The organism is Streptomyces sp. NPDC055966 (assembly GCF_042269865.1).
GTDB lineage: Bacteria > Actinomycetota > Actinomycetes > Streptomycetales > Streptomycetaceae > Streptomyces.
Window position 1 is genome coordinate 127,464 of the sequence record NZ_JBHJYK010000023.1, and the last position, 26,981, is coordinate 154,444.

27 protein-coding genes and 1 pseudogene are annotated in these 26,981 nt (G+C 71.9%); 18 read left to right on the top strand and 10 right to left on the bottom strand.

Annotated features, from left to right (window positions below):
* Window positions 1–40: 40 nt before the first annotated feature.
* The 3 genes from ACFC8N_RS38080 to ACFC8N_RS38090 form a co-directional block, all read right to left on the bottom strand.
* Window positions 41–853 carry a DsbA family protein gene (locus tag ACFC8N_RS38080; RefSeq protein WP_376293625.1) on the bottom strand — a complete coding sequence of 271 codons (813 nt, stop codon included), beginning with the start codon at window positions 851–853 and terminating at the stop codon, window positions 41–43.
* A gap of 91 nt (window positions 854–944) precedes the next feature.
* The gene (locus tag ACFC8N_RS38085; RefSeq protein ID WP_376293665.1) at window positions 945–1,634 is read right to left on the bottom strand and encodes a hypothetical protein; all 690 of its coding nucleotides are present in this window, start codon (window positions 1,632–1,634) and stop codon (window positions 945–947) included.
* 68 nt (window positions 1,635–1,702) lie between these two features.
* Window positions 1,703–3,028 (bottom strand): DUF2252 domain-containing protein, encoded by a 1,326-nt coding sequence (locus ACFC8N_RS38090; protein WP_356021049.1) that lies wholly within the window; start codon window positions 3,026–3,028, stop codon window positions 1,703–1,705.
* Window positions 3,029–3,228: 200 nt separating this feature from the next.
* Here ACFC8N_RS38090 and dnaE point away from each other — a divergent pair, with 200 nt between their 5' ends.
* Window positions 3,229–6,768, top strand: coding sequence for a DNA polymerase III subunit alpha (gene dnaE / locus ACFC8N_RS38095; protein WP_356021051.1), 3,540 nt, complete (start codon window positions 3,229–3,231; stop codon window positions 6,766–6,768).
* A gap of 83 nt (window positions 6,769–6,851) precedes the next feature.
* Here the strand turns inward: dnaE and ACFC8N_RS38100 are convergent, their stop codons facing one another.
* Window positions 6,852–7,025 carry a hypothetical protein gene (locus ACFC8N_RS38100; protein ID WP_376293629.1) on the bottom strand — a complete coding sequence of 58 codons (174 nt, stop codon included), beginning with the start codon at window positions 7,023–7,025 and terminating at the stop codon, window positions 6,852–6,854.
* 227 nt (window positions 7,026–7,252) lie between these two features.
* Between ACFC8N_RS38100 and ACFC8N_RS38105 the strand changes: the two genes are divergently transcribed.
* From ACFC8N_RS38105 to ACFC8N_RS38120, 4 genes are all read left to right on the top strand, one after another.
* The gene (locus ACFC8N_RS38105) at window positions 7,253–8,512 is read left to right on the top strand and encodes an NYN domain-containing protein (protein ID WP_376293632.1); all 1,260 of its coding nucleotides are present in this window, start codon (window positions 7,253–7,255) and stop codon (window positions 8,510–8,512) included.
* Between the two features lie 29 nt (window positions 8,513–8,541).
* Window positions 8,542–9,564: an ABC transporter ATP-binding protein gene (locus ACFC8N_RS38110; RefSeq protein WP_362823619.1), complete on the top strand. Its 1,023-nt coding sequence runs from the start codon at window positions 8,542–8,544 to the stop codon at window positions 9,562–9,564.
* Window positions 9,565–9,646: 82 nt separating this feature from the next.
* On the top strand, window positions 9,647–10,468 hold the full coding sequence (locus ACFC8N_RS38115; protein WP_356021060.1) for an ABC transporter permease: 822 nt from the start codon (window positions 9,647–9,649) through the stop codon (window positions 10,466–10,468).
* A gap of 34 nt (window positions 10,469–10,502) precedes the next feature.
* Window positions 10,503–11,174: an AAA family ATPase gene (locus ACFC8N_RS38120; RefSeq protein WP_356021062.1), complete on the top strand. Its 672-nt coding sequence runs from the start codon at window positions 10,503–10,505 to the stop codon at window positions 11,172–11,174.
* Between the two features lie 46 nt (window positions 11,175–11,220).
* Here the strand turns inward: ACFC8N_RS38120 and ybaK are convergent, their stop codons facing one another.
* From ybaK to ACFC8N_RS38140, 4 genes are all read right to left on the bottom strand, one after another.
* Window positions 11,221–11,724, bottom strand: coding sequence for a Cys-tRNA(Pro) deacylase (gene ybaK / locus ACFC8N_RS38125; protein ID WP_356021064.1), 504 nt, complete (start codon window positions 11,722–11,724; stop codon window positions 11,221–11,223).
* Window positions 11,725–11,733: 9 nt separating this feature from the next.
* The gene (locus ACFC8N_RS38130) at window positions 11,734–12,474 is read right to left on the bottom strand and encodes an LON peptidase substrate-binding domain-containing protein (protein WP_362823618.1); all 741 of its coding nucleotides are present in this window, start codon (window positions 12,472–12,474) and stop codon (window positions 11,734–11,736) included.
* A gap of 11 nt (window positions 12,475–12,485) precedes the next feature.
* Window positions 12,486–13,538 (bottom strand): hypothetical protein, encoded by a 1,053-nt coding sequence (locus ACFC8N_RS38135; RefSeq protein WP_376293637.1) that lies wholly within the window; start codon window positions 13,536–13,538, stop codon window positions 12,486–12,488.
* A gap of 134 nt (window positions 13,539–13,672) precedes the next feature.
* On the bottom strand, window positions 13,673–15,250 hold the full coding sequence (locus tag ACFC8N_RS38140; protein WP_362823616.1) for an oxidoreductase: 1,578 nt from the start codon (window positions 15,248–15,250) through the stop codon (window positions 13,673–13,675).
* 183 nt (window positions 15,251–15,433) lie between these two features.
* On the opposite strand from ACFC8N_RS38140, the gene hisD reads away from it, so the two are divergent.
* The 10 genes from hisD (at window position 15,434) to ACFC8N_RS38190 (ending at window position 23,078) form a co-directional block, all read left to right on the top strand.
* On the top strand, window positions 15,434–16,759 hold the full coding sequence (hisD, locus tag ACFC8N_RS38145; RefSeq protein WP_356021072.1) for a histidinol dehydrogenase: 1,326 nt from the start codon (window positions 15,434–15,436) through the stop codon (window positions 16,757–16,759).
* Entirely contained in the window at window positions 16,756–17,862 is a 1,107-nt protein-coding gene (locus tag ACFC8N_RS38150; protein WP_376293641.1) for a histidinol-phosphate transaminase, read from the top strand. The genes hisD and ACFC8N_RS38150 overlap by 4 nt, the downstream gene beginning before the upstream one ends.
* Complete coding sequence (hisB, locus tag ACFC8N_RS38155; protein ID WP_071375442.1) at window positions 17,859–18,461, top strand: imidazoleglycerol-phosphate dehydratase HisB; 603 nt, start codon at window positions 17,859–17,861, stop codon at window positions 18,459–18,461. The genes ACFC8N_RS38150 and hisB overlap by 4 nt, the downstream gene beginning before the upstream one ends.
* Before the next feature lie 4 nt (window positions 18,462–18,465).
* A complete protein-coding gene (locus ACFC8N_RS38160; protein ID WP_356021076.1) occupies window positions 18,466–18,630 on the top strand; it encodes a hypothetical protein in 165 nt (54 codons plus the stop codon).
* On the top strand, window positions 18,621–19,268 hold the full coding sequence (gene hisH, locus ACFC8N_RS38165; RefSeq protein ID WP_356021078.1) for an imidazole glycerol phosphate synthase subunit HisH: 648 nt from the start codon (window positions 18,621–18,623) through the stop codon (window positions 19,266–19,268). The genes ACFC8N_RS38160 and hisH overlap by 10 nt, the downstream gene beginning before the upstream one ends.
* A 4-nt stretch (window positions 19,269–19,272) precedes the next feature.
* The gene (gene priA, locus ACFC8N_RS38170; protein ID WP_071382787.1) at window positions 19,273–19,998 is read left to right on the top strand and encodes a bifunctional 1-(5-phosphoribosyl)-5-((5-phosphoribosylamino)methylideneamino)imidazole-4-carboxamide isomerase/phosphoribosylanthranilate isomerase PriA; all 726 of its coding nucleotides are present in this window, start codon (window positions 19,273–19,275) and stop codon (window positions 19,996–19,998) included.
* The gene (locus tag ACFC8N_RS38175; protein ID WP_071382786.1) at window positions 19,995–20,390 is read left to right on the top strand and encodes a RidA family protein; all 396 of its coding nucleotides are present in this window, start codon (window positions 19,995–19,997) and stop codon (window positions 20,388–20,390) included. Before priA ends, ACFC8N_RS38175 begins: the two co-directional genes overlap by 4 nt.
* A 6-nt stretch (window positions 20,391–20,396) precedes the next feature.
* Entirely contained in the window at window positions 20,397–21,152 is a 756-nt protein-coding gene (gene hisF, locus ACFC8N_RS38180) for an imidazole glycerol phosphate synthase subunit HisF (protein ID WP_356021082.1), read from the top strand.
* An 86-nt stretch (window positions 21,153–21,238) separates the two neighbouring features.
* Window positions 21,239–21,826, top strand: coding sequence for a helix-turn-helix domain-containing protein (locus tag ACFC8N_RS38185; protein WP_356021084.1), 588 nt, complete (start codon window positions 21,239–21,241; stop codon window positions 21,824–21,826).
* Window positions 21,827–21,839: 13 nt separating this feature from the next.
* Entirely contained in the window at window positions 21,840–23,078 is a 1,239-nt protein-coding gene (locus ACFC8N_RS38190; RefSeq protein WP_376293648.1) for an MFS transporter, read from the top strand.
* Between the two features lie 3 nt (window positions 23,079–23,081).
* Here ACFC8N_RS38190 and ACFC8N_RS38195 read toward each other — a convergent pair whose 3' ends face one another.
* Window positions 23,082–23,477, bottom strand: coding sequence for a VOC family protein (locus ACFC8N_RS38195; protein WP_376293651.1), 396 nt, complete (start codon window positions 23,475–23,477; stop codon window positions 23,082–23,084).
* 4 nt (window positions 23,478–23,481) lie between these two features.
* Window positions 23,482–24,117 carry a TIGR03085 family metal-binding protein gene (locus tag ACFC8N_RS38200; RefSeq protein ID WP_376293653.1) on the bottom strand — a complete coding sequence of 212 codons (636 nt, stop codon included), beginning with the start codon at window positions 24,115–24,117 and terminating at the stop codon, window positions 23,482–23,484.
* A gap of 84 nt (window positions 24,118–24,201) precedes the next feature.
* On the opposite strand from ACFC8N_RS38200, the gene hisI reads away from it, so the two are divergent.
* The 3 genes and pseudogenes from hisI (at window position 24,202) to ACFC8N_RS38215 (ending at window position 26,815) form a co-directional block, all read left to right on the top strand.
* Window positions 24,202–24,615 (top strand): phosphoribosyl-AMP cyclohydrolase, encoded by a 414-nt coding sequence (gene hisI / locus ACFC8N_RS38205; protein ID WP_356021092.1) that lies wholly within the window; start codon window positions 24,202–24,204, stop codon window positions 24,613–24,615.
* 11 nt (window positions 24,616–24,626) lie between these two features.
* Window positions 24,627–26,099 (top strand): annotated as a pseudogene (locus ACFC8N_RS38210) (anthranilate synthase component I); the annotation flags it as partial.
* Between the two features lie 77 nt (window positions 26,100–26,176).
* Window positions 26,177–26,815: a TIGR02234 family membrane protein gene (locus ACFC8N_RS38215; RefSeq protein ID WP_356021097.1), complete on the top strand. Its 639-nt coding sequence runs from the start codon at window positions 26,177–26,179 to the stop codon at window positions 26,813–26,815.
* The last annotated feature ends 166 nt before the right edge of the window (window positions 26,816–26,981 follow it).

The window sequence follows — 26,981 nt, forward strand, 5'->3', positions numbered from 1 at the left end:
TCGCCCGCTCTTCACGCGGAGGCCGGATTCCGCCGGGACGTCAGCCCTTCATGGCTGCGTCGAGCGCCTTGTCGAAGTCGGCCACGGTCATGGGCGGGTTCTTGCCGTCGGGGCCCGTCAGCGTCTTGCCGTCCATCTTCAGGGTCGGGGTGCCCGAGATGCCGTCCTTGTTGAAGATCTTGGACTCCTCCAGCGCCCACCGGTCGTAGGTGCCGTCCTTCACCGCCTTCTGGAAGGCCGCGTTGCCCTTCAGCGCCGGGACCGTGTCGGCGATCTGGAGCAGATAGGAGTCGTCCTTGAACTTGTCGTCCTGCTCGTCGGGGTGCCACTTCGTCGAGTACATCGCGGACCGGTACTCGATGAACGCCTCGGGGCTGACGTTGAGCGCGGCACCCAGGGCGCTGAGCGCGTTCTTGGAGCCCACGCCGGGCAGGTTCTGGTCGAGGAAGGTGGCGCCGACGTAGTGGAGCTTGATCTTGCCGTCGTCGACATCCTTCTTGACCGTCGAGCCGACCGTCTGCTCGAACTGCGCGCAGATCGGGCAGCGCGGGTCCTCGTAGATGGTGAGGGTCTTCTTGGCGGTGCTCTTGCCGATCACGACGGTCGTGCCGTCCGAGCCCGAGGTGTTGGCCGGCTTCACGAGCGGCTGGGACTTCGCCGCGTCCCACCCGGTGGGCTTGTTGGCCTGGACGACGGCGTAGCCGATGCCGCCGGCGGCGGCCAGCACGGCCACGACCGAGGCGGCCACGATGACCTGCCGCTTGGCCTTGTCGCGCTTGGCCTGCCGCTCGCGCTCCTCGCGCAGCCGCTCGCGGGCCGCGGTCTTCGCCGCCTGGGTGTTCCGCTTGCTCATGTTGGTGATCTCCATGTGGGACGCGCACATGTCGTACGCGGGATACGTTTGGGGGACTGGATGTGCTCGGATGCCGCCGCGTACAAGCCGTTCAGACGGCGGCGAGGGCGGGTGAGCACGGCGGTCCACGCCGTCCCAGGGAGTGCACGAGAAGCCGGTCGCGGGCTGTCGCCGGGCCGGGAGCCGGCCGCGGCAGCCGGCGGGCCGGGGCCGGCCGTACGGCGGCGGAGGTCACCGCCAGCAGCAGCGGCCGGAAGGTGGTGGCGGCGACCGCGCGCAGCAGCTGCATCAGTGCCCGCTCGCCCCGGCGCAGCCAGGCGGCGGCGAGCAGCCCCACGCCGACGTGCGCGGCGAGCAGCAGCCACGCGGCCGTCGGGCCGGCGTGCGCGAGCAGCGCCTCCGGGTGGCCCTGGCCCCCGGTCATCCGGGCGAGCGGGGTGCCGACGGCACCGCCCTGGCACAGCACGTCGAAGCCGAAGGCGTGCAGCGGGCCCGCGACCGGGCCGCCCGCCCGGCCGTAGCAGGTGTGCTGGCCCGTGGTGAACACGGTGTCGGCGGCCAGCTCCACCGGGATCAGCAGGGCCGCGATCCGGCCGAAGCCGCGCTCGCGGCCCGCGAGCGCGTACGCGGCGGCGAAGACGCCGGCGCAGACCGCCAGCACCGTCCCCGCCGGCAGCGGGGCCTGGGACAGCAGCACGTGCGACGCGGTGCTGAGCGTCACGACGAAGGCCGTGAACAGCGCCGCGCGCACGGCTCTGAGCTGGATCCCGGATATGTCCATAGCGATTGAAGAGTCTGTCACGTACGTGAGTAAGGGACCCCTAAAGAGTGCCTGTGAGTGCGCGAAGGTTACAGCCCCGGAATCCGGCCGTTGCGGAACAGGTCGACGAAGATCTGGTGGTCGCCGCGCGCGCGTGCGCCGTAACTGTGCGCGAAGTCCACCAGCAGGGGCGCGAAGCCCTCCTCGTCGGCCGCGAGCGCCGCGTCGATGGCCCGCTCGGTGGAGAACGGCACCAGGGACTCGCCGGACTGGTCGTCCGCCGCCGCGTGCATCGCCGCCGTGGCCCGGCCCAGGTCGGCGACGACCTGGGCGATCTCCTCCGGGTCGTCGATGTCGCTCCAGTCCAGGTCCACGGCGTACGGCGAGACCTCGGCGACCAGCTGGCCCGCCCCGTCCAGCTCGGTCCAGCCCAGCCACGGGTCGGCGTGTGCCTGGAGGGCGCGCTGGGAGATCACCGTGCGGTGGCCCTCGTGCTGGAAGTAGCCCGCGATGGCCGGATCCGTGATGTGCCGGGAGACGGCCGGGGTCTGCGCCTGCTTGACGTAGATCACGACGTCGTTCTCCAGGGCGTCGCTGTGGCCCTCCAGGAGGATGTTGTACGACGGCAGACCGGCCGAGCCGATGCCGATGCCCCGGCGGCCGACGACGTCCTTCACCCGGTAGGAGTCGGGCCGGGCCAGCGAAGCGTCCGGCAGGGTCTCCAGATAGCCGTCGAAGGCGGCCAGGATCTTGTAGCGGGTCGCGGCGTCCAGCTCGATCGAGCCGCCGTCCGGCGCGAAGCGGCGCTCGAAGTCGCGGATCTCGGTCATCGACTCCAGCAGCCCGAAGCGGGTCAGCGAGCGGGCGTCACGCAGCGCGTCGAGGAGCGGGCCCTCCGCCGTGTCCAGCGTGAACGGCGGCACCTCGTCGCTCTTGGCGCCCGTGGCCAGGGCGTGGATGCGCTCGCGGTACGCGCCCGCGTAGATCCGCACCAGCTCGGTGATCTGCTCGTCACCGAGCGCCTTCGCGTACCCGATCAGGGCGATCGAGGCCGAGAAGCGCTTCAGGTCCCAGGTGAAGGGGCCGACGTAGGCCTCGTCGAAGTCGTTGACGTTGAAGACCAGGCGGCCGCCTGCGTCCATGTACGTGCCGAAGTTCTCCGCGTGCAGGTCGCCGTGGATCCACACGCGCGAGGTGCGGTCGTCCAGGAACGGACCGCCGCGCTTCTCGGCGTCCAGGTCGTGGTAGAAGAGGCATGCCGTGCCCCGGTAGAACGCGAACGCCGAGGCCGCCATCTTCCGGAACTTCACCCGGAACGCGGCCGGGTCGGCGGCCAGGAGCCGGCCGAAGGCGGTGTCGAAGACGGCGAGGATCTCCTCGCCGCGCTGCTCGTCGTTGAGCCGGTGGACCGACATCGCGGGGTGCCTCCTGGTGCAAGTGCATGAGCGACAGCGTTTCTGTCGTCTCCAACGGGCGACGCCATGCGGGAGTGCCCGGTTCCGCCCGAAGGTACGCGCGAAGAGGCCGTGCGTGTCAGTGGCGAGGCATAGACTTCCCGCTGACCCCAGAACTCCCCGTCCGCCCCATGCCGAGCGTTTCCGTTGGAGGCCATACCGTGTCAAAGCCGCCCTTCACGCACCTGCACGTCCACACCCAGTACTCGCTGCTGGACGGTGCCGCGCGGCTCAAGGACATGTTCGACGCCTGCAACGAGATGGGCATGACGCACATTGCCATGTCCGACCACGGCAACCTCCACGGGGCGTACGACTTCTTCCACTCCGCGAAGAAGGCCGGAATCACCCCGATCATCGGGATCGAGGCGTATGTCGCCCCCGAGTCGCGGCGCAACAAGCGCAAGATCCAGTGGGGCCAGCCGCACCAGAAGCGGGACGACGTCTCCGGCTCCGGCGGTTACACCCACAAGACGATGTGGGCCGTGAACAGTACGGGCCTGCACAACCTCTTCCGGCTCTCCTCGGACGCGTACGCCGAGGGCTGGCTCCAGAAGTGGCCCCGGATGGACAAGGAGACGATCTCCCAGTGGTCCGAGGGGATCGTCGCCTCCACCGGCTGCCCCTCCGGTGAGCTCCAGACCCGGCTGCGTCTCGGGCAGTACGACGAGGCGCTGAAGGCCGCCGCCGACTACCAGGACATCTTCGGCAAGGACCGGTACTTCCTGGAGCTGATGGACCACGGCATCGAGATCGAGCACCGGGTCCGCGAAGGCCTCCTGGAGATCGGCAAGAAGCTCGGCATCCCCCCGCTGGTCACCAACGACTCGCACTACACGTACGCGCACGAGGCGACCGCCCACGACGCCCTGCTGTGCATCCAGACCGGCAAGAACCTCTCCGACCCGGACCGCTTCAAGTTCGACGGCACCGGCTACTACCTGAAGTCCACGGACGAGATGTACGCCATCGACTCCTCGGACGCCTGGCAGGAGGGGTGCGCCAATACGCTCCTGGTCGCCGAGATGGTCGACACGACCGGCATGTTCGAGAAGCGCGACCTCATGCCGAAGTTCGACATCCCCGACGGCTACACCGAGGTCACCTGGTTCCAGGAGGAGGTCCGCCGGGGCATGGAGCGCCGCTTCCCCGGCGGCATCCCGGACGACCGGCAGAAGCAGGCCGAGTACGAGATGGACGTCATCATCCAGATGGGGTTCCCGGGCTACTTCCTCGTCGTCGCCGACTTCATCATGTGGGCCAAGAAGAACGGCATCGCGGTCGGCCCCGGCCGAGGCTCGGCGGCCGGCTCGATCGTCGCGTACGCCATGGGCATCACCGACCTCGACCCGATCCCGCACGGCCTGATCTTCGAGCGGTTCCTCAACCCCGAGCGCGTCTCCATGCCCGACGTCGACATCGACTTCGACGAGCGCAGGCGCGTCGAGGTGATCAGGTACGTGACCGAGAAGTACGGCGCCGACAAGGTCGCCATGATCGGCACCTACGGCAAGATCAAGGCGAAGAACGCCATCAAGGACTCCGCGCGCGTGCTGGGCTACCCGTACGCGATGGGCGACCGCCTCACCAAGGCGATGCCCGCCGACGTCCTCGGCAAGGGCATCGACCTCGACGGCATCACCAACCCCTCGCACCCGCGCTACAACGAGGCGGGCGAGATCCGGGGGATGTACGAGAACGAGCCGGACGTCAAGAAGGTCATCGACACCGCGAAGGGCGTCGAGGGCTTGGTGCGGCAGATGGGTGTGCACGCCGCCGGCGTGATCATGTCCAGCGAGCCCATCGTCGACCACGCCCCGATCTGGGTGCGGCACACGGACGGCGTGACCATCACGCAGTGGGACTACCCGCAGTGCGAGTCGCTCGGCCTGCTGAAGATGGACTTCCTCGGCCTGCGCAACCTGACGATCATGGACGACGCCGTCAAGATGGTGAAGTCCAACAAGGGCATCGACCTCGACCTGCTCGCCCTGCCGCTCGACGACCCGAAGACCTTCGAACTCCTCCAGCGCGGTGACACCCTGGGCGTCTTCCAGTTCGACGGCGGCCCCATGCGCTCGCTGCTGCGGCTGATGAAGCCCGACAACTTCGAAGACATCTCCGCCGTCTCGGCGCTCTACCGTCCCGGCCCGATGGGCATGGACTCGCACACGAACTACGCGCTCCGCAAGAACAAGCTCCAGGAGATCACCCCGATCCACAAGGAGCTGGAGGAGCCCCTGGAAGAGGTCCTGGCCGTCACCTACGGCCTGATCGTCTACCAGGAGCAGGTGCAGAAGGCCGCCCAGATCATCGCCGGGTACTCGCTCGGCGAGGCCGACATCCTGCGCCGCGTGATGGGCAAGAAGAAGCCCGAGGAGCTGGCGAAGAACTTCACCATCTTCCAGGCGGGCGCCCGCAAGAACGGCTACAGCGACGAGGCCATCCAGGCCCTGTGGGACGTGCTGGTCCCGTTCGCCGGATACGCGTTCAACAAGGCGCACTCCGCCGCGTACGGCCTGGTCTCGTACTGGACCGCCTACCTGAAGGCGAACCACCCCGCCGAGTACATGGCCGGGCTGCTCACGTCGGTCAAGGACGACAAGGACAAGTCGGCCGTGTACCTCAACGAGTGCCGCCGCATGGGCATCAAGGTGCTCCCGCCGAACGTCAACGAGTCGGTGCACAACTTCGCCGCCCAGGGCGACGACGTGATCCTCTTCGGCCTCGAAGCCGTGCGCAACGTCGGTACGAACGTGGTGGAATCGATCATCAGGAGCCGCAAGGCCAAGGGCAAGTACAGCTCCTTCCCCGACTACCTCGACAAGGTCGAGGCGGTCGCGTGCAACAAGCGCACCACGGAATCGCTGATCAAGGCGGGCGCCTTCGACTCCCTGGGGCACACCCGCAAGGGCCTCACCGCGCACTTCGACTCGATGATCGACAACGTGGTCGCGGTCAAACGCAAGGAGGCCGAGGGCCAGTTCGACCTCTTCGGCGGGATGGGCGAGGAGGAGAGCGACGAGCCCGGCTTTGGACTCGACGTGCAGTTCACCGACGAGGAGTGGGACAAGACCTATCTGCTCGCCCAGGAGCGGGAGATGCTCGGTCTGTACGTCTCCGACCACCCGCTCTTCGGCCTGGAGCACGTGCTCTCCGACAAGGCCGACGCGGGTATCGCCCAACTGACCGGAGGCGAGCACGCGGACGGCGCGGTCGTCACCATCGGCGGCATCATCTCCGGCCTCCAGCGCAAGATGACCAAGCAGGGCAACGCCTGGGCGATCGCCACCGTCGAGGACCTCGCCGGCTCCATCGAGTGCATGTTCTTCCCGGCGACGTACCAGCTGGTGTCGACCCAACTCGTCGAGGACGCCGTGGTGTTCGTCAAGGGCCGCCTCGACAAGCGCGAGGACGTGCCGCGGCTCGTCGCCATGGAGCTGATGGTCCCGGACCTGTCCAACGCGGGCGCCAACGCGCCGGTGATCCTCACCATCCCGGCCACCAGGGTCACTCCGCCCATGGTCAGCCGCCTCGGTGAGATCCTCAGCCACCACAAGGGCGACAGCGAGGTCCGGATCAAGCTCCAGGGCCCGCGCAAGACCACCGTGCTGCGCCTGGACCGGCACCGCGTCAAGCCCGATCCGGCGCTCTTCGGCGACCTGAAGGTGCTGCTCGGCCCGTCCTGCCTGGCGGGCTAGCGAGCGGAGACGTACGAGGGGCGCACCCGTGGCGGGTGCGCCCCTCGTCGTGTGCCTGGGCTCAAGTGCCCTTTATGCAGATGTCAGTTGTGGCCGAACCGCTTCTGCTTGCCCTTGCGCGCCAGGTCCCCGGGCGTCACCTGGGAGAGGTGCTGCTCGGTGCGTGCCTCCACCGAGGACTTCTGGGCCTGTTCCTGCCCGCGCTCGGCCTGCGAGGCGCGCTGCTGACCTCGGTCCTGCTTCTTGTTCTTGGCCATGGTGATCTGCCTCCTGTGGGGGATCTAGGGGCCAGGGCCGGATTCAGATTCACATACGCCGACATCAGGCGCATGTCGGATAATTACCGTGTGTGACAGGGCAGGTGGGCGTGCGTGGGCCGGAAACGCCACGCCGAAGATCCAGTTCCGGCCGTTAACCTCCGCGTGGTCGGGCAGACTCGAAGGAAGTCCGAAATCCAAAGCCTCCCGGGAAGAGGGTGAGTCGCGTGGACCGCTGCATCGTCCTGGTGGACGCCGGGTATCTGCTGGGCGCAGCCGCCAGCCTCCTCGCCGGTGAGCCCTCGCGGTCCCGGATCACCGTCGACCACACCGCGCTGATCCAGGCGCTGCGCGAGCGCGCGGAAGCCGAGACCGAGCGCCCGCTGCTGCGCATCTACTGGTTCGACGGCGCCCCCGACCGCGTTCCCCAGCCCGAGCACCGCCGGCTGCGCGTCATGCCCCGGGTCACCGTCCGGCTCGGCGCCCTCACCCGCAGCGACGGACGCTGGGCGCAGAAGGGCGTGGACGCCGCCATGCACGCCGAGCTGACGGAGCTGGCCCGCAACCGCGCCTGCTCCGACGTCGTCCTCGTCACGGGCGACGGCGATCTGCTGCCCGGCATGATGGCCGCCAAGGAGCACGGCGTCGCCGTCCACCTGTGGGCCGTCCAGGCCGCCGACGGCGACTACAACCAGTCCGAGGACCTGGTCGCCGAGGCCGACGAACGGCGTGTGCTGGACCGCGCCTGGATCACCCAGGCCGTCCGCGCCAAGGAGCTGACCGGCGTCTGCGCCCCGCCGCCCGTGCCCCGCCCCGAGATCGCCGCGATCCTCTCCGCGCCGCTGCCCGAGTCCGCGCTCGCCGCCGCGGCCGAGCGCCCGGCCGAGCAGGGCCCGCCGCCGGCCGCCGCGGCGAGCGCCAACGGCGCGCAGGAGCGGGCCGCCGCCCCCAAGGGCGTACCCACCCCCAAGGACCTCGCCGCCCTGCGCGCCCCCGGCGCCCAGCCCGCCCAGAACCCGGCGACCGCGACCCTGCGCTGGTCCTCCGACAAGGGCTGGGTGGACCGCCCCGGCGTGGTCTCCGAGCCGCCCGAGGCCGCCGCCATGCCGACGCTCGCCCAGCTCACCACCGCCGAGCAGCGCTGGGCCGACCGCGAGGAGGACATCACGACGGTCGGCGGCGACCCGTACGAGGTGGGCCAGGTCTTCGCCCGGCGCTGGATCTCCCGCCTCGGCGACCAGGGCCACCTCCAGAAGCTGGCGCAGATGTACCCGCGCGTCCCGCACCGCATCGACGGGGAGCTGCTGCGCTACGCCGCCCGGTTCGGGCTGCTCGCCCACAAGGACGACCAGATCGACGAGCACGACCGTTACGCCATTCGGGCGGGCTTCTGGCGGGAGATCGACGTGCCCGCGGGGACGGAACCCGCTCCCACCGGGGGACTGAACCCGGGCGGAACCCCCATGGCTGGCCCCAAAGGCGAGTAAAGGCCCCGGACCCCGTACCCTCGTCCCTTGTGAACACGCGCGCGGTACAGGCCCCTCGGGAGGACGGGGAGGACGAGGTCGTACGCGTGCGCGGGCTCGCCAAGACCTACCCGGCCGTCAAGGGACGGCGCGGCGCCCCCGGCACCCCCGAGGTGCGGGCCACCGACGGGATCGAGCTGAGCGTCCGGCGCGGCGAGGTCTTCGGGCTGCTCGGGCCGAACGGCGCCGGCAAGTCCACCCTCGTACGGCAGCTCACCGGACTCATGCGGCCGGACGCCGGCAGCGTCGAGATCCTGGGCCACGACATCGTGCGGCACCCCGAGCGCGCCGCGCGCCTGCTCGCCTACCTCGGCCAGGAGTCCTCCGCGCTGGACGAGCTGACCGTCTCCCTCGCCGTCGAGACCACCGGAGTCCTGCGCGGCCTCGACGTACGGCGGGCGCGGGCCGAGCGGGACGCCGTGCTGGACGAGCTGGGGCTCGCGCCGATCGCCGGGCGGGCGCTGAAGAAGCTGTCCGGCGGGCAGCGCCGGCTCGCCTGCTTCGCCGCCGCCCTCGTCGGCCGGCGCCCGCTGCTCGTGCTGGACGAGCCGACCACCGGCATGGACCCGGTGGCCCGGCGCGCGGTGTGGGCGGCCGTGGACCGGCGGCGCGCCGAGCGCGGCACGACGGTGCTGCTGGTCACCCACAACGTCATCGAGGCCGAGACCGTCCTGGACCGGGTCGCCGTCATCGACCGGGGCCGGGTCATCGCCTGCGACAGTCCGGCCGGGCTGAAGGAACAGGTCTCCGGCGAGGTGCGGGTCGAGCTCGTGTGGCGGGAGCGGGCGCCGCTGGAGGTGCCCGAGGTCGCCGCCCTGCGCGAGCGCGCGGCGGAGTCCGGCCGGCGCTGGACGCTGCGGCTCGCGCCCGAGGAGGCCCGGGCCGCCGTCGCCACCGTGACCGGCGGGGCCGCCTTCGCCGCGCTGGACGACTTCACCCTCGCCACGCCCAGCCTGGAGGACGTCTACCTGGCGCTCGGCGGTGCGGCCCGGCAGGGGCTGGTGAAGGCATGAGCGCGCAGACCGCGACATGCGTATCGGTCGTAGAGGCGTACGGGGTGTACGCGACGGCCGCAGGGAAGAGGAGCAGCTCGACGTGAGTGTCGTACCCGCCCAGGTTCTGCCGGGCGGTGTCCCGGCCGTGCCCGAGACGGCACGGGACACGGACGGACTCGGTCCGCCCGCGCGGCTGTGGCCGTCGCTGGCGGCCGTCTACCGGGCGCAGCTGTCCCGGGCCCGGGTGGCGCGGATCCCGCTGCTGTTCGTGGCGACCTTCCAGTCCGTCGGCATCGCGGTGATGATGCGCGGCGTCGTCGACAGCGGTACCGAGGCCCAGTCCGTGGTGGCCGGGTCGGCGGTGCTGGTCGTCGCCTACGTCGCGCTGAACCTGCTCTCCCAGTACTTCGGGCAGCTGCGGGCCAGCGGCGGCCTCGACCACTACGCCACGCTGCCGGTGCCGCCGGCCGCGGTGGTGCTCGGCGCGGCGGCCGCCTACGCCTCCTTCACGGTGCCGGGGACCCTGGTGACCGCCGTCTTCGGGTGCGCGCTGTTCGGGCTGCCGCTGTCCAACCTGTGGATCCTGCTGCTCGTGATCCCGCTCGCCGGGGCCGCGCTGTCCGGGCTCGGCGCCGCCTGCGGGCTGCTCGCGCCGCGGCCCGAGCTGGCCACGCTGCTCGGTCAGCTGGGCATGTCCGCGGCACTGCTGCTCGGGGTGCTGCCGGCCGACCGGATGCCGGAGATCATCCGGCTCGCACGCGATCTGCTGCCGTCGACGTACGGCGTGGAGGCGTACGCCCGCACCTTCGCCGAGCGTCCGGACTGGGCCGTCGTCCTCGCCGACCTGGGGGTGTGCGCCGGTGTCGGGGTGGTCTCGCTGGCCGTGGCGACCTGGGCGTACCGCCGGGCCGCCGTCCGGTGACGCGGCGCACAGCGCGACCTGGCACGATGTCAGGGTGACCGCACCGCTGACTCCGCCACCGCCGCCGCACGACGACTCCGCGCACCACGCCTGGCAGGTTCCGCCTGCCGCGGGGCCGGGTGCGGGCACGTACGAAGAGGACGGGCCCGGAATGAAGACCGAGTTGCGGGAGGCCGCCGGCATCACGGTGGCCGTGGCGCTGGGCGGGGTGCTGCTGGGGCTGCTGTGGTGGTGGCTGGCGCCGCACGTGCCGCTGGTCGGCGACGAGGTGGACAAGAGCTGGGTGGTCTACCTCAAGGACAGCGAGGGCGAGCAGGCCATCGGGGTGGACGGCACCTTCACCCTGCTGGCGCTGGGCCTCGGGCTGGTCAGCGGGCTCGCCGTGTTCCTGTGGCGGCGGCGCGGGGGCGTACCGGCCGTGGTGGGCCTCGGCGTCGGCGCGCTGCTCGCGTCACTGCTGGCGTGGCGGCTCGGGGTGTGGCTCGGGCCCACGTCCGACGTGATCGCGCACGCGCAGCAGGTGGGGAAGGGAGTCACCTTCCCGGCGCCGCTGAAGCTGGGCGCGAAGGGGGCGCTGCTGGCCTGGCCGCTGGCCGCACTGGTCGTCCACCTCGCCCTGACGGCGGCCTTCGGCCCCCGGGACCCCGAGCTCCCGTATCCGCCGGGACCGATGACCGAGGACCTGTACGGGGCGCCGCCGGCGTAGCCGGCCCCTTCCTCCCCGCTCGGCGCTCGGCCGGCAGCACTGCTCGTCAGCCTCGTCCCACCGGTGCCAGCACCGCGTCCGTCAGCTTCGCCAGGTCGCCCGGTGCCAGCTCCACCTCCAGGCCCCTGCGGCCCGCCGAGACGCAGATGGTGGCGTGTGCCGCCGCCGAGTCGTCCAGGACCGTCCTGAGCCGCTTGCGCTGGCCCAACGGGGAGATGCCGCCGCGGACGTAGCCCGTCGTGCGTTCCGCCAGGGCCGGGTCGGCCATGGCCGCCCGCTTGCCGCCGACCGCCGCCGCCAGCGCCTTGAGGTCCAGGGAGCCGGAGACCGGGACCACGGCCACCGTCAGGGCGCCGTCGACGTCCGCGACCAGGGTCTTGAAGACGCGGTCCGGGGAGACACCCATCGCCTCGGCCGCCTCCTCGCCGTAGGAGGGGTGGGCGGGGTCGTGGTCGTAGGCGTGGACCGTGAAGTCCACGCCGGCCGACGTCAGGGCGACCGTCGCGGGCGTTCCCCCGGACTGCTGCGGCTTCTTCTGCTTCTTCGCCATCCGGCTTCCTCAGTTCAGGCTCGTCGGCGCCCGGGTCAGCTCGAACGCGGGCAGCGAGGGCAGGTTACGGATGATGGCCGTCTCGGCGCGCAGCAGTTTCAGCTCGTCGCGCAGGCGCGAGGCGGTGTCCGGGGCCTGCAGCAGCCGTTGCTTCGTCGGGGTGTCGTGGACCATCGCGGCCGCCACCAGGTACGACACCACGCCCGGGTCGTCCGGCAGCTCCGCGCCCGAGGACAGCGAGCGCTCACGGGCACCGGCCAGCCGCTTCTGGTACTGGCGGAAGGAGCGCAGGACGCCCTCGGCCAGCGCGCCGGCCTCGTCGCCCGGCTCCTCCGGCAGTTCCTCGCACTCCGCCGTCAGGAACGGGCCCGACGCGTCGATCGAGAGCAGACGCACGCGCGTCGTGCCCGTCGCGAGGACCTCGAACGTGCCGTCGGCCCGCTCCCGGATCGTCGCCGCGTCCGCCACACAGGCCGTCGTGTGGAGGGCCTTGAGCGGGTCCGGGCCGAAGCCCGCGGCCGGCCCGCGCTCCGGCTGCGCGGTCGGATCCGGCATGCCGGGGGCGCTCGGCGCCACCTCGTAGCCGTCGCGGATCGCCACGACCGCGAACCGGCGCGGCTCGTCCTCGGGTGTCTTGAGCAACTCGCGCATCACGGCGCGATAGCGCTCCTCGAAGACGTTGAGTGGCAGCACGAGTCCCGGGAACAGCACGGTGTTCAGCGGGAAGAGCGGGAGACGGACGGTGGTCACGGCGCCCCAGCCTAGTGGTCACCGGCGCGAACGTGTCCGCCGTGCCCGCCGAGCGGGACCGGGGACCAGGGCGCCGGCCCCGCGGGCAGGGGCCGCGTACCGGGTGCCAGCAGGTGCTCGCGCAGCCGCAGGAAGTGGCCCAGCGGGTCGTCGGAGAACCGGTCCCAGGGGAACGACGTGGCGTACGGGCCGATGAGGACCAGCTGGGCGCGGGCGTCCTTCCACCGCTCCAGGCGCAGCAGGACGTACAGGAGCTCGTTGCGGATCCCGGCCGGCCAGGGGTCGGCCGGGGGGAAGCGCTCCGACAGGGCGAGGGCCCGGTCGGCCGCCGCGTCCAGCCGGGCGCGCGGCACCTCGGGGCCGCAGCCGTCGGTCAGATAGCCGAGGGCCGCGCGGGCCGGCAGCGCCTGGACCAGCGAGTCGGCGGGCGCGTCCTGCGCGGCCCGGTCGGCGAAGTCCAGGCACTCGCGGTGCGCGCCGTGCCAGGACGTGCCCAGATAGCGCAGGGCGGACACATGGCAGCCGTGGTGGTGCGGGGCCCGCCGTACGGCCGCCTCCCACAGCTCCTCGACATAGCGGTGCCCGGCCCCGGAGCCGCGCGCGTGGTCCAGCGCGATCCGCCAGGGCACCGGATCGCGGTCGTCGGCCCGGGCGGCGGCGGTGATCAGCGGGCTCACCTCGCGCAGCAGTTCGGCGCGGGCCGGGGAGGACCAGACCCGGTCCACCGCGAGCTGCGTCGCGACCAGCAGCACGCCGGGATCCTGCGGGAGGGCCGTGTGCCAGGCGTCGAACCACTCGGGGCGCGAGCGGGCGAAGCCGGCCAGGTGCCGGACGTACCGGTCGTGGCTCTCCCAGGCGGCCGCGGTCCGGGTGGCGGTGAGCAGGGCGGCCGCCGCGGCGTACTCGCCCCGGCCGGCCGCGACCAGCGCGGGGGAGAGCCGGTCGTCGGGCGCGTCGAGTACGGCCTCGGCCCCGGTCTCGGGCCGGCCGGCCGGGCGCGCGGAGCGTCTGTTCATCAGGGCGCAGCGGATGAACGAGGGCAGCGGAGCCATGGTGTCGACCATTGAAAGTCCGCAGGTCGGGGGCGCGCCAGAGGGTTCGGGGAAGTCCAGGAAAGTTGTACGGCGCGAGGTCAAAGAGCGGTAAAGGTGCGGGTTCGTCTGGGTATCGGCTGTGGCCCCCGCCCTCCTGGGTCCCCTCAGCCCCGCCGCAGCAGCCGCGTCGCCCCCGCCGCCACGGTCGTCGCGAGTATCCAGCCGAGCAGGATCATCGCGGCCTTCAGCCAGTCCCAGACGCCGTGCAGCTCCCACTCGCCCGCCTGGCCCAGGTCGATCACCGGCAGCAGCAGGTCCAGCGTGAACAGGGCCGGGCTCCAGTAGGGGTGCTCGTCGTGGTTCGCAGGGAGGTGGTCCGCGTGGGCGAAGGCCAGCGTGCCCGCCGCCCACAGCACCGCCATCCACACCGCGGCCCGGCCCGGCCGGTAGCCGTAGGCGACCGTCCAGTCCTGGACGTACCCGAGGAACTTCGCGGCCAGCGGCAGCGTCTCGCGGCGCCGGCGCTGCTTGGCGAGCAGCACCTCGCGCGCGTCCTCGTCCTCGCCGGCCGCGCGCAGCACCGCCGCCAGCCGCTCGTACGGCTCCGGGGCGTACTCCGCCGTGGCCGCCGCTATCCAGTCCAGGCGCCGGGTCAGCGGGAAGGGGCCCTGCGGCACGAGGTTCTCGTACGTGAAACCGCCCATGTGCAGGTTCCCGGTCCCCGGCCAGGCGTTCGCGCGGTCCACCAGGTTGACGATCCGTGCCCCGGACAGCAGGACCTTGCCGCGCTGCGGCCGGTCGCCGAGGAAGCGCAGCTCGGGCGTGTGCACCCGGCGCAGGGACAGCTCCTGGTCGTCGGTGAGGGCGAAGCGGGCCCGCTCCAGGTCGACGGCGTCCCCGAACCGCCCGTCGTCCAGCCGCAGTCCGCCCCGGCACTCGAAGCGCTGGATCCGCGTCCCGCGCGCGGGAGTCGTACCGCTCAGCTGCGCGCCGCCGACGCCGGCCGGGGTCAGGTACAGGGTGCGCTCGACGGTCAGCTGCGGTGCGTTCAGGGCGAGCCGGGCGTAGGGATTGGCGAGTTTCGCGCCCCGCAGGCTGAGCGACACGCCGACCTTGGCGCTGCGCAGGCTCAGCTCGCCGTGCGACTCCAGCAGCTCCGCCTGGAGGTCCTGGCCGACGGTCATGCCGTCCGCCGCGATCGACCGGCCGCTGCGGTCGCGGTACACGATCGCCTCGTTGAGCAGCAGATCCGTGCCGATGTGCGCGTCGGTCAGCCGGATCCCGTTCTGGAAGCGGCAGCGCGGCAGATGCAGATCGCCCTCGGTGTGCACCCGGGCGGCCTCCAGGCGCGGCACCGCGCAGTTCACCAGGCGCAGGGTCGTGAACCGGGCCTCCGGCACCCGTACCTCGTCGTCGAAGCGGCAGCCGCGCAGCTCGACGTACGGCGTGATCTGGCCGCCCGCTAGCTCCATCGTGCCGGTGATCCGCACGCCGGCGAGCTTCAGCGCGGACACCCGGCCCGCGAGCGCCGGCGGCCCGTCCAGCAGCAGCCAGCACACGATCCGGGCCCGCACGGTCCGCTCGGGTCCCCAGGGATGCCCGCCGTGCGGATCGTCCACGACGGCGTCGCCGCTGTTCAGGTCGTACACACTGCCGTTGCGGAAGGCCTGCCACATGCCCGCCTCGGCCGCCGTCAGCTCGTCCGGCACGTCCCCGGCGACGAAGCCGGCCCCCTCGGTCACCGCCGTTCCTTCTCTCTTCCCGCGCACGACGCTCGCGCATGACATTTCGTACAGCCGTTCATGCCCGCTGAATGACTGCTGGAACACTAGAGGTGAAGGAGATCTTCCGAATCAGGCCACGTTCTGTATCAGCCATTGATACGCGCGCACGGTGCCCGACCCCGGTCTGAGAGAATTGAGTCCGTGATCTCCCGAATCGATCTGCGCGGCGACGCCCTTCCCGAGGGCCCCGCCCTGCGCGACCTGCTGCCCCGAGCCGACTTCGACGTCTCGGCCGCCCTGGAGAAGGTGCGTCCGATCTGCGAGGCCGTGCATCATCGTGGCGACGCGGCGCTGATCGACTTCGCCGAGAAGTTCGACGGAGTACGGCTGGAATCCGTCCGGGTGCCGGCCGAGGCCCTCACCGATGCCCTCAAGACCCTCGACCCGGCCGTGCGCGCCGCGCTGGAGGAGTCCATCCGCCGCGCCCGCCTGGTCCACCGCGAGCAGCGCCGCGACACGCACACCACGCAGGTGGTGCCGGGCGGCTCGGTGACCGAGAAGTGGGTGCCGGTCGAGCGCGTCGGGCTGTACGCGCCGGGCGGCCGGTCCGTCTACCCCTCCTCCGTGATCATGAACGCCGTACCGGCCCAGGAGGCCGGCGTCGCGTCCATCGCGCTCGCCTCGCCGCCGCAGGCCGAGTTCGGGGGCCTGCCGCACCCGACGATCCTCGCGGCCTGCGCCCTGCTCGGCGTGGACGAGGTCTACGCCGCGGGCGGCGCCACCGCCGTCGCGATGTTCGCCTACGGCACCGAGTCCTGCGCCGCCGCCAACATGGTCACCGGCCCCGGCAACATCTGGGTCGCCGCCGCCAAGCGCTTCTTCACCGGCCGGATCGGCATCGACGCCGAGGCCGGCCCGACCGAGATCGCGGTCCTCGCCGACGACACCGCCGACCCGGTGCACGTCGCCGCGGACCTGATCAGCCAGGCCGAGCACGACCCGCTGGCCGCCGCCGTCCTCGTCACCGACTCCGTCGAGCTGGCGGACGCGGTGGAGAAGGAACTGCGGCCGCAGGTCGAGGCCACCAAGCACATCGAGGACCGGATCGTGCCCGCCCTTGAGGGCCGGCAGTCCGCGATCGTCCTCGTGGACGGCCTGGACGAGGGCCTGCGCGTGGTCGACGCCTACGGCGCCGAGCACCTGGAGATCCAGACCGCCGACGCCGCCGCGGTGGCCGACCGCGTGAAGAACGCGGGCGCGATCTTCATCGGCCCCTGGGCCCCCGTCTCCCTCGGCGACTACGCGGCCGGGTCCAACCACGTCCTGCCCACCGGCGGCTGCGCCTGCCACTCCTCGGGCTTGTCCGTCCAGTCCTTCCTGCGCGGCATCCACATCGTGGACTACACGAAGGACGCGCTCGCCGAGGTCGCCGCCCACGTGGTGACGCTGGCGGAGGCGGAGGACCTGCCGGCGCACGGCGCGGCGATCAAGGCGAGGTTCGGCTGGAAGGTACCGACGAGCAAGTGACCGGCATCGACGATCTGCCCGTACGGGACGAGCTGCGCGGCAAGTCCCCCTACGGCGCGCCCCAGTTGGACGTCCCCGTACGGCTGAACACCAACGAGAACCCCTACCCGCTGCCCGAGCCGCTGGTCGAGCGGATCGCGGAGCGGGTGCGCGAGGCCGCCCGCGACCTGAACCGCTACCCCGACCGGGACGCGGTCCAGCTGCGCACCGAGCTGGCCAAGTACCTCACGAACACCGGCAAGTACCCCCTCGGCATCGAGAACGTCTGGGCGGCCAACGGCTCCAACGAGGTCATCCAGCAACTGCTGCAGACCTTCGGCGGACCGGGCCGTACGGCGATCGGCTTCGAGCCGTCGTACTCGATGCACGCGCTCATCGCGCGCGGCACGGGCACCGGCTGGATCTCCGGGCCCCGGAACGAGGACTTCACGATCGACCTCGCCGCCGCCGAGCGGGCCATCGCCGAGCACAAGCCCGACGTCGTCTTCATCACCACCCCCAACAACCCCACGGGCAACGCGGTTGCGCCCGAGACCGTCCTCGCGCTGTACGAGGCGGCCCAGGCGGCCAAGCCGTCGATGGTGGTCGTGGACGAGGCGTACATCGAGTTCAGCCACGGCGACTCGCTGCTGCCCCTCCTCGAAGGCCGCCCGCACCTCGTCGTCTCCCGCACGATGTCGAAGGCGTTCGGCGCCGCGGGCCTGCGCCTCGGCTACCTCGCCGCCGACCCGGCGGTCGTGGACGCCGTCCAGCTCGTCCGGCTGCCGTACCACCTGTCGGCCATCACCCAGGCGACCGCCCTGGCCGCCCTGGAGCACACCGACACCCTGCTGAAGTACGTCGAGCAGCTGAAGGCGGAGCGGGACCGGCTGGTCGCCGAGCTGCGCGCGACCGGCTACGACGTCATCGAGTCCGACGCGAACTTCGTGCAGTTCGGCCGGTTCGCGGACTCCCACGAGGCCTGGCAGAAGATCCTCGACCGCGGCGTCCTGGTCCGGGACAACGGCGTACCGGGATGGCTGCGGGTCTCCGCCGGCACCCCGCAGGAGAACGACGCGTTCCTCGACGCGGTCCGTGAAGTCAAGAAGGAGCTTGAGGCATGACTCGCGAAGGTCGCGTGGGAAGAACAGAGCGTACGACGAAGGAGACGTCCGTCCTGGTCGAGATCGACCTCGACGGCACCGGGAGGACCGACATCGCCACCGGCGTCGGCTTCTACGACCACATGCTCGACCAGCTCGGCCGGCACGGTCTGTTCGACCTGACCGTGAAGACCGACGGCGACCTGCACATCGACTCCCACCACACCATCGAGGACACCGCCCTCGCGCTGGGCGCCGCCTTCAAGCAGGCCCTCGGCGACAAGGTGGGGATCTACCGCTTCGGCAACTGCACGGTCCCGCTGGACGAGTCCCTCGCCCAGGTGACCGTCGACCTGTCCGGCCGCCCCTACCTCGTGCACACCGAGCCCGAGAACATGGCGCCGATGATCGGCGAGTACGACACGACGATGACCCGGCACATCCTGGAGTCCTTCGTCGCCCAGGCACAGATCGCGCTGCACGTGCACGTGCCGTACGGGCGCAACGCGCACCACATCGTGGAGTGCCAGTTCAAGGCCCTCGCCCGGGCGCTGCGCTATGCCTCCGAGCGCGACCCGCGCGCGGCCGGCATCCTCCCCTCCACGAAGGGCGCGCTGTAACCCCATGACCAGCCTCTCCACCATCCTGATCGTCGTCGGTCTCTTCCTGGTCGGCGGCATCATCTCCTTCGTCAAGCAGAAGATGCCCACGAGCCTCATCGTGCTGCTCTCCATCGGCGCGGCCATGTGCCTCGTCGCGGGCGTCATGCGGCTGGGGGTGTGGAATTGACCGCCCCCAAGAGGGTTGTCGTCTTCGACTACGGCTTCGGCAACGTCCGGTCCGCCGAGCGTGCCCTCGCGCGCGTGGGCGCCGATGTCGAGATCACGCGTGACTTCGACAAGGCGATGAACGCCGACGGCCTGCTGGTGCCGGGCGTCGGCGCGTTCGCCGCCTGCATGGAGGGCCTGCGCGCCGCCCGCGGCGACTGGGTGGTCGACCGCCGGCTGTCCGGCGGGCGCCCGGTGATGGGCATCTGCGTCGGCATGCAGATCCTCTTCGCGCGCGGCATCGAGCACGGCGTGGAGGCCGAGGGCCTGGACGAGTGGCCCGGCACGGTCGCGCCGCTGGAGGCCGACGTCGTGCCCCACATGGGCTGGAACACCGTCGACGCCCCGGCCGACTCCCAGCTGTTCGCGGGCCTCGACGCCGACGCCCGCTACTACTTCGTGCACTCCTACGCCGTCCACGACTGGCAGTTGGAGTCGCACAACCCGCTGATCGCCGCCCCCAAGGTCACCTGGTCGACGCACGGCAGGCCGTTCGTGGCGGCGGTGGAGAACGGCGCCCTGTGGGCCACCCAGTTCCACCCCGAGAAGTCCGGCGACGCCGGCGCCCAGCTCCTCACCAACTGGATCGGAACCCTGTAGAGACATGGCCAAGCTCGAACTCCTCCCCGCCGTCGACGTCCGCGACGGCCAGGCCGTCCGCCTCGTGCACGGCGAGTCCGGCACGGAGACCTCGTACGGCTCCCCGCTGGAGGCCGCCCTCGCCTGGCAGCGCTCCGGCGCCGAGTGGCTGCACCTGGTCGACCTGGACGCCGCGTTCGGCACCGGTGACAACCGCGAGCTGATCGCCGAGGTCGCGCGGGCGATGGACATCAAGGTGGAGCTGTCCGGCGGCATCCGTGACGACGCCTCGCTGGCCGCCGCCCTGGCCACCGGCTGCACCCGGGTGAACCTGGGCACGGCCGCACTGGAGACCCCCGAGTGGGTCGCCAAGGTCATCGCCGAGCACGGCGACAAGATCGCGGTCGGCCTGGACGTGCGCGGCACCACGCTGCGCGGCCGCGGCTGGACCCGTGACGGCGGCGACCTCTACGAGACGCTGGACCGCCTGAACAAGGAGGGCTGCGCCCGCTACGTCGTCACCGACATCGCGAAGGACGGCACGCTCCAGGGCCCCAACCTGGAGCTGCTGCGCAACGTCTGTGCCGCCACCGACCGTCCGGTCGTGGCCTCCGGCGGCGTGTCGTCGCTGGACGACCTCCGGGCCATCGCCGAGCTGGTACCCCTCGGTGTCGAGGGCTCCATCGTCGGGAAGGCCCTGTACGCGAAGGCGTTCACCCTGGAAGAGGCCCTGGAGGCTGTGTCGTCATGACGTCCGATGCCGTGCGGCGGGTGCAGAGCGGAAGTCCCTGGGAAGAGAGTTTCGGCTTCGCACGCGCCGTCGCGGCGGGGGACCGGGTGTCGGTGGGCGGCACCACGTCCTTCAAGGGCACGGTGCTGTACGGCGAGGGCGACCCGTACGAGCAGACCAGGGTCGCCTTCGGCAACGCCCTCGAAGCGCTGAAGGAGTTCGGGCTCGGCATCGAGTCCGTGATCCGTACCCGCATGTACCTGAGCCATGTGCGCGACGTCGACGAGGCGGGCCGGGCCCACAAGGAGCTGTTCGACTCCGTGCGCCCGGCGACGACCCTTCTCGTGGTCGAGGGCTTCGTCGACCCGCGCATCCTGGTCGAAGTAGAACTCGAAGCATTCAGAGGAGCCTGAGCAGTCATGACCCTGGCGGTCCGAGTCATCCCCTGCCTGGACGTGGACAACGGCCGGGTCGTCAAGGGCGTCAACTTCCAGAACCTGCGCGACGCGGGCGACCCCGTCGAGATGGCGAAGGTGTACGACGCCGAGGGCGCCGACGAGCTGACGTTCCTGGACATCACCGCGTCCTCGGGCAACCGGGAGACGACGTACGACGTGGTGCGCCGCACCGCCGAGCAGGTCTTCATCCCGCTGACCGTCGGCGGCGGCGTCCGTACGGCCGAGGACGTGGACAAGCTGCTGCGGGCGGGCGCCGACAAGGTCGGCGTGAACACGGCCGCGATCGCGCGCCCCGAGCTGATCCGCGAGATCGCGGAACGCTTCGGCCGCCAGGTCCTGGTCCTCTCGGTGGACGCCCGCCGCACCGCGTCGGGTTCCTTCGAGGTCACCACCCACGGCGGCCGCAAGGGCACCGGCATCGACGCCGTCGAGTGGGCGCACCGGGCGGCCGAGCTGGGCGCGGGCGAGATCCTGCTGAACTCGATGGACGCCGACGGCACCAAGGACGGCTACGACCTGGAGATGATCGCGGCCGTTCGCAAGCACGTCACCGTCCCGGTCATCGCCTCGGGCGGCGCCGGCAAGCTGGCCGACTTCCCGCCGGCCGTCGCGGCGGGCGCGGACGCGGTGCTCGCGGCCTCCGTCTTCCACTTCGGCGACCTGCGGATCGGCCAGGTGAAGCAGACCCTGCGGGAGGCGGGCCACCCCGTGCGCTGACGCTGCGCCGGTCTTCGGTCAGATACGAAAGGGAAGTTGCGCAAAATCTGTTGTGCAACTTCTCTTTCGCATCTACGGTCGTGCCCATGGCAAGCAAGGAGAACCGGCGGATCACCGACGTCGGCACACTCAAGGCGCTCGCGCATCCGCTGCGCATGAAGCTCTACCGACTGCTGTTCGTCGCCGAGGCGGCCACCGCCTCCCATCTCGCCGAGCAGGTCGACGAGGCCGTCTCGCTGGTCAGTTACCACCTGCGCAAGCTCGCCGAGCACGGCCTGGTCGAGGAGGCCGAGCCGCGCAGCGCGGACGGCCGTGAGCGCTGGTGGCAGCCGTCCTCCGACGGCGTCTCCATCCGCGACGAGGACTTCCAGGACGCCCCCGAGAAGGTGGCGGCGCATCTCGCGGCCTCCCGGATGTTCCTGGAGCAGCGGGCCGAGATGTACCGGAGGTACCTGGACGAGCGCGCCCACTGGGGCCCGGAGTGGAGCGAGGCCGCCCATGACTCCGAGTCGCTGCTCAGGCTGACCGCCGCGGAACTGGCGGAGCTGAAGAAGGACCTGCACGACCTGCTCAAGCGCTACGACGAGCAGGGGCGAGCCCACGAGGCCGCCGGCGACACCGAAGGGCGCGAGCACGTCGCGCTGCACGTGTACGGCTTCCCGTTCCGCGTCTGAGAGGGCCCCTCCCGTGACCGCCACGCTCGCCGCCCCGTCGACCACCACGCCCGCCCACCGCGACGGCAACGTCCGGCGCTGGCTCGCCGCCTACACCTCCTCGATGCTGGGCGACAGCGTCTACTACCTCGCCCTGTCCTGGGCCGCCGTCCGGGCCGGAACCCCGGCGCAGGCCGGTCTCGTGATGTCGGCGAGCGCGCTGCCCCGGGCCGTGCTGATGCTCGGCGGCGGAGTGATCGCCGACCGGTTCGGTCCGCGCCGGGTGGTCATCGGCAGTGATGCCGTGCGCTGTGCGGCCGTCCTCGCCGTGGCCGCCCTGCTGTTCCTCACCAGCCCGGGGCTGTGGCCGCTCGCCCTGCTGGCGCTGGTCTTCGGCGCCGTCGACGCCGTCTTCGTGCCCGCCGTGGGCGCCCTGCCGGCCCGGCTCACCGCGCAGGACCAGCTCGGCCGGGTCCAGGGCATGCGCAGCCTCGCCATCCGGTTCGCGAGCGTCGTCGGCGCCCCGCTCGGCGGGCTCGGGGTGGCCGCCGGCGGCGCTCCGGCCGCGTTCGCCCTCGCCGGGCTGCTCATCGCCGTGTCCGTGCCGCTGCTGGTCCGCGTGCGCGTACGGGACCTGCCGACGCGGGACGCCGCACCGAAGGGCACGGCCTGGGCGGACCTCAGGGCCGGGCTGCGCCACATCCGCGGCCACCGCGTCCTCGCCCCGCTGATGCTCGCCATCGCCCTCGGCGACCTGGGATTCGTCGGCCCCCTGAACGTCGGACTGACCCTGCTCGCCGACCATCGCGGCTGGGGCGCCGCCGGCATGGGCTGGATACTCGCCGGGTTCGGCACCGGCGCGGGCGCCGCCTCGCTGCTGCTGGCCGTCCGGGGGCGGCTGCCCCGCGCCGGACTCGTCGCCGGGTGCACGATCATCGCCGGCTCGATCGCCGTCGGCGCCCTCGCCTACGCCCCCACCCTGCTGACCGCCGTCGGCACGGCCCTGTTCGTCGGCCTGCTCACCGGGCTGAGCGGGGTGATGTGCGGTGCGCTGCTCCAGACCCGGTCCGACCCCGCCTTCCTGGGCCGCGTCACCGCCGTCTCCAGCCTGGTCAGCCTCGGCCTCACCCCGCTCAGCATGCCCTTCGCCGCCGCCGCTGTCGGGGCCTGGGGGCTGCGCCCGGTCTACGTCGTCAGCGCCGCCGTCTGCGGACTCGGCGGGGTCGTCGCCCTCGCCGTACCGGCCCTGCGCACCGCCGAACTGCCCCGCTGAACATCACTCCCGCGACTGAACCAGCTGCACCAGATTGCCGCACGTGTCGTTGAACACCGCCGCGAGGACCAGCCCCTGCCGCTGCGGCGGGTGCGTGAACCGGACACCCAGGGCGCGCAGCCGCAGGTACTCCGCCGGAAGGTCGTCCACGGAGAAGACGATGCACGGGATGCCCGCGTCGTACAGCGCGCCGCGGTACGCCTGCGCGATCGGGCCCTGCCCGGGCTCCAGCAGCAACTGGAGATCCGGCTGGGCCCCGGGCGCGCCGACCGCGACGAACAGGGCGTCGCCACCCAGGTCCCGGTGGACCCGCGTCTCGAAGCCCAGGACGTCCGTGTAGAAGGCGTGGGCCGCTGCCACGTCGTCCACGTACACACCCGTCATCGCGACCTTGATCATGGGATCAGAACCCGAGCTGCTTGGTGCCCTGCACCTTCTCGATGGCGTCCGCGTCGCCCTCCAGGTCCACCCGGGCCGCGCTCTGCCGGCCGAAGGCGAACATGACCAGCTCGGACGGCTCGCCGGTCACCGTCACCACCGGCACACCCCGGTGCGCCACCACCGTCTGCCCGTCCGGGCGGCGCAGCACCAGACCCGTCGGCACCCCCCGGCCCAGCAGCCGCGCGGTGCGCTCCAGCCGGGACCACAGGGCGTCCTGGAAGACCGGGTCCAGCTCGCGCGCGCTCCAGTCCGGCTGCGCCCGGCGCACGTCCTCGGTGTGGACGTAGAACTCGACGATGTTGGCCGCCTCGTCGACCTGCTTCAGCTGGAACGGCGAGAAACGCGGCGGGCCGGTGCGGATCAGCTGGATCAGCTCGTCGTACGGCTTCGCGGTGTACTCGGCCATCACCTTCTCCAGGCGCGGCAGGAGCTGCTTGACCAGCGTGCCCCCGGCCGCGTCGGGGCGGCGTTCGCGCACGATCACGTGCGCGGCCAGGTCCCGGGTGTGCCAGCCCTCGCAGAGGGTCTCGGCGTTCGGTCCGACGGTCTCCAGCAGGTCCGCGAGCAGCAGCCGTTCACGCTTGGCGAAGGTCGACATGGGGATCAGCCTACGACCGGTCAGAAAGTCCGCCCAGCGGACGTACTCCCCGCGTTGTCGGTGCAGCGCGGCACAATGGCACCCATGACCAGCACGACCGGAACGCCCCGGCCCAGCAGCCTCGACCCGGAGATCGCCGCGCGCCTCAAGCGCAGCCCCGACGGACTCGTCCCCGCCATCGCCCAGCAGTACGACACCGGAGAGGTGCTCATGCTCGGCTGGATGGACGACGAGGCGCTGCATCGCACGCTGACCACCGGCCGCTGCACCTACTGGTCCCGCAGCCGCCAGGAGTACTGGGTCAAGGGCGACACCTCGGGCCACTTCCAGTGGGTGAGATCGGTCGCGCTCGACTGCGACGCCGACACCGTGCTCGTCAAGGTCGACCAGGTCGGCGCCGCCTGCCACACCGGCGCGCGCACCTGCTTCGACGAGGACGTGCTGCTCAAGGACGGCGCCGGCGACATCGATTCCGGCCCGGCCGGCTCCGATCAGTAAGGTCAGCGGCCATGGACCTCGAGACCTTCCGCAAGCTCGCCGCCGACCGGCGCGTCATCCCGGTCACGCGCAAGCTCCTCGCCGACGGCGACACCCCGGTGGCGCTCTACCGCAAGCTCGCCGCCGAGCGCCCCGGCACCTTCCTCCTGGAGTCCGCGGAGAACGGCCGCTCCTGGTCCCGGTACTCCTTCGTGGGCGTCCGCAGCTCCGCCACGCTCACCACGCGCGACGGCCAGGCCCACTGGCTGGGCACCCCGCCGGTCGGCGTCCCCGTCGACGGCGACCCCCTCCAGGTGCTGCGCGCCACGCTCCAGACCCTGCACACCCCGAACCAGGAGGGCCTGCCCCCCTTCACCGGCGGCATGGTCGGCTACCTCGGCTACGACATCGTCCGCCGCCTGGAGAAGATCGGCCCCGGCGAGCGCGACGACCTCGGGCTGCCCGAGCTGACCATGCTCCTGACCAGCGACCTCGCCGTGATGGACCACTGGGAGGGCTCGGTCCTGTTGATCGCCAACGCGATCAACCACAACGACCTCGCCACCGGCGTGGACGAGGCCTACGCCGACGCCGTGGCCCGCCTCGACGCGATGGAGGCCGACCTCACGCGCGCGGTGGCCCAGCCCCCGGCCGTCCTGCCGCCCTCGGAGCTGCCCGAGTACACCGCGCTGTGGGGCGGCCCCGACTTCCAGGCCGCCGTCGAGGACGTCAAGGAGCGCATCCGCGCGGGCGAGGCCTTCCAGGTCGTGCCCTCTCAGCGCTTCGAGACCCCGTGCACGGCGAGCGCCCTGGACGTCTACCGGGTGCTGCGGACCACCAACCCCTCGCCGTACATGTACCTCTTCCGCTTCGACGGGTTCGACGTCGTCGGCTCGTCCCCCGAGGCCCTGGTGAAGGTCGAGGACGGGCGGGCCATGGTCCACCCCATCGCCGGCACCCGCCCGCGCGGGGCCACCCCGCAGGAGGACCAGGCCCTCGCCGAGGAGCTGATGGCCGACCCCAAGGAGCGCGCCGAGCACCTGATGCTGGTCGACCTCGGGCGCAACGACCTCGGCCGGGTCTGCGAGCCCGGCTCGGTCGAGGTGGTCGACTTCATGTCCGTCGAGCGGTACTCCCACGTGATGCACATCGTCTCGACCGTCACCGGCCGGGTCTCCGCGGGCCGTACGGCCTTCGACGTGCTCACCGCCTGCTTCCCGGCGGGCACCCTCTCCGGCGCCCCCAAGCCCCGCGCGATGCAGATCATCGACGAACTGGAGCCCTCCCGCCGCGGCCTGTACGGCGGCTGTGTCGGCTACCTCGACTTCGCGGGCGACTCCGACACCGCCATCGCGATCCGCACGGCCCTGCTGCGCGACGGCACGGCCTACGTCCAGGCCGGTGCCGGCATCGTCGCCGACTCCGACCCGGTGGCCGAGGACCAGGAGTGCCGCAACAAGGCGGCGGCGGTGCTGCGCGCGGTCCACACGGCCAACCGGCTGGGCGCACAGGCGCCTTCCGCCCGTAAGGCACGTCCCATCCGAACCCCCTGGGTGACGGTTCGCCCGGGGTTCAGGCGATAGTGGAGTACGTGACTGCCGTTCCTCACCCCCGTTCCGAAGCCGCCGAGCCCGTCCGGTCCGGCCGCCGGAGCCTCGCCCTGGCCCTCCTGTGCGGTGCGCTCGGCGCGGCCGTGGCGCTGCTCGCGACCCGGCAGCGCTGGGCGGAGGGCACCGCGACGGTGGCCGGCGGAGCGTTCCCGCTCACCGCGAAGGGCAGCGACGTCACGGGCGTCCCGGCGGCCCTCGCCATAGTGGGCCTCGCCGCGCTCGTCGCCGTCTTCGCCGTCCGCCGGGCCGGCCGCCTCGTCGTCGCCGGACTGCTCGCGCTGTCCGGCGCCGGGATCGCGGCCGCCGCCCTCGTGTCCGCCTCCGACAGCTCCGCGCTGGACGACAAGGCCGCCCAGGCCAGCGGCGACACCTCCGCCACGGTCGAGGCGCTCAGCCACACCGGCTGGCCCTACGTCGCGGCCGTCGGCGGGGTGCTGATCCTGCTGGCCGGCCTGCTCGCGCTGCGCTACGGCAGCCTGTGGCCCGCCATGTCCGGCCGCTACGAGCGCGGCACCGACCGCCCGCGTCGCAAGGCCCGCCCGGTCGACCCCGAGCGGCCCGAGGAGATGTGGAAGGCCCTGGACCGCGGTGAGGACCCGACCGGGGCCTGAGCCGCAAGCCGCCCCCGGGCGCGGCCGGTGCGCCGGTGCGCCGGTGCGGCCAGGTGTGGCGAACCAGACGCCACCCCCGCGTCCGGAGCACGCACCCGTACGGGACAATGGGGGGTGAGCGTCCGGCTCGGACACTGACGGGCGGGCTCGGAGCCGTACGACACGT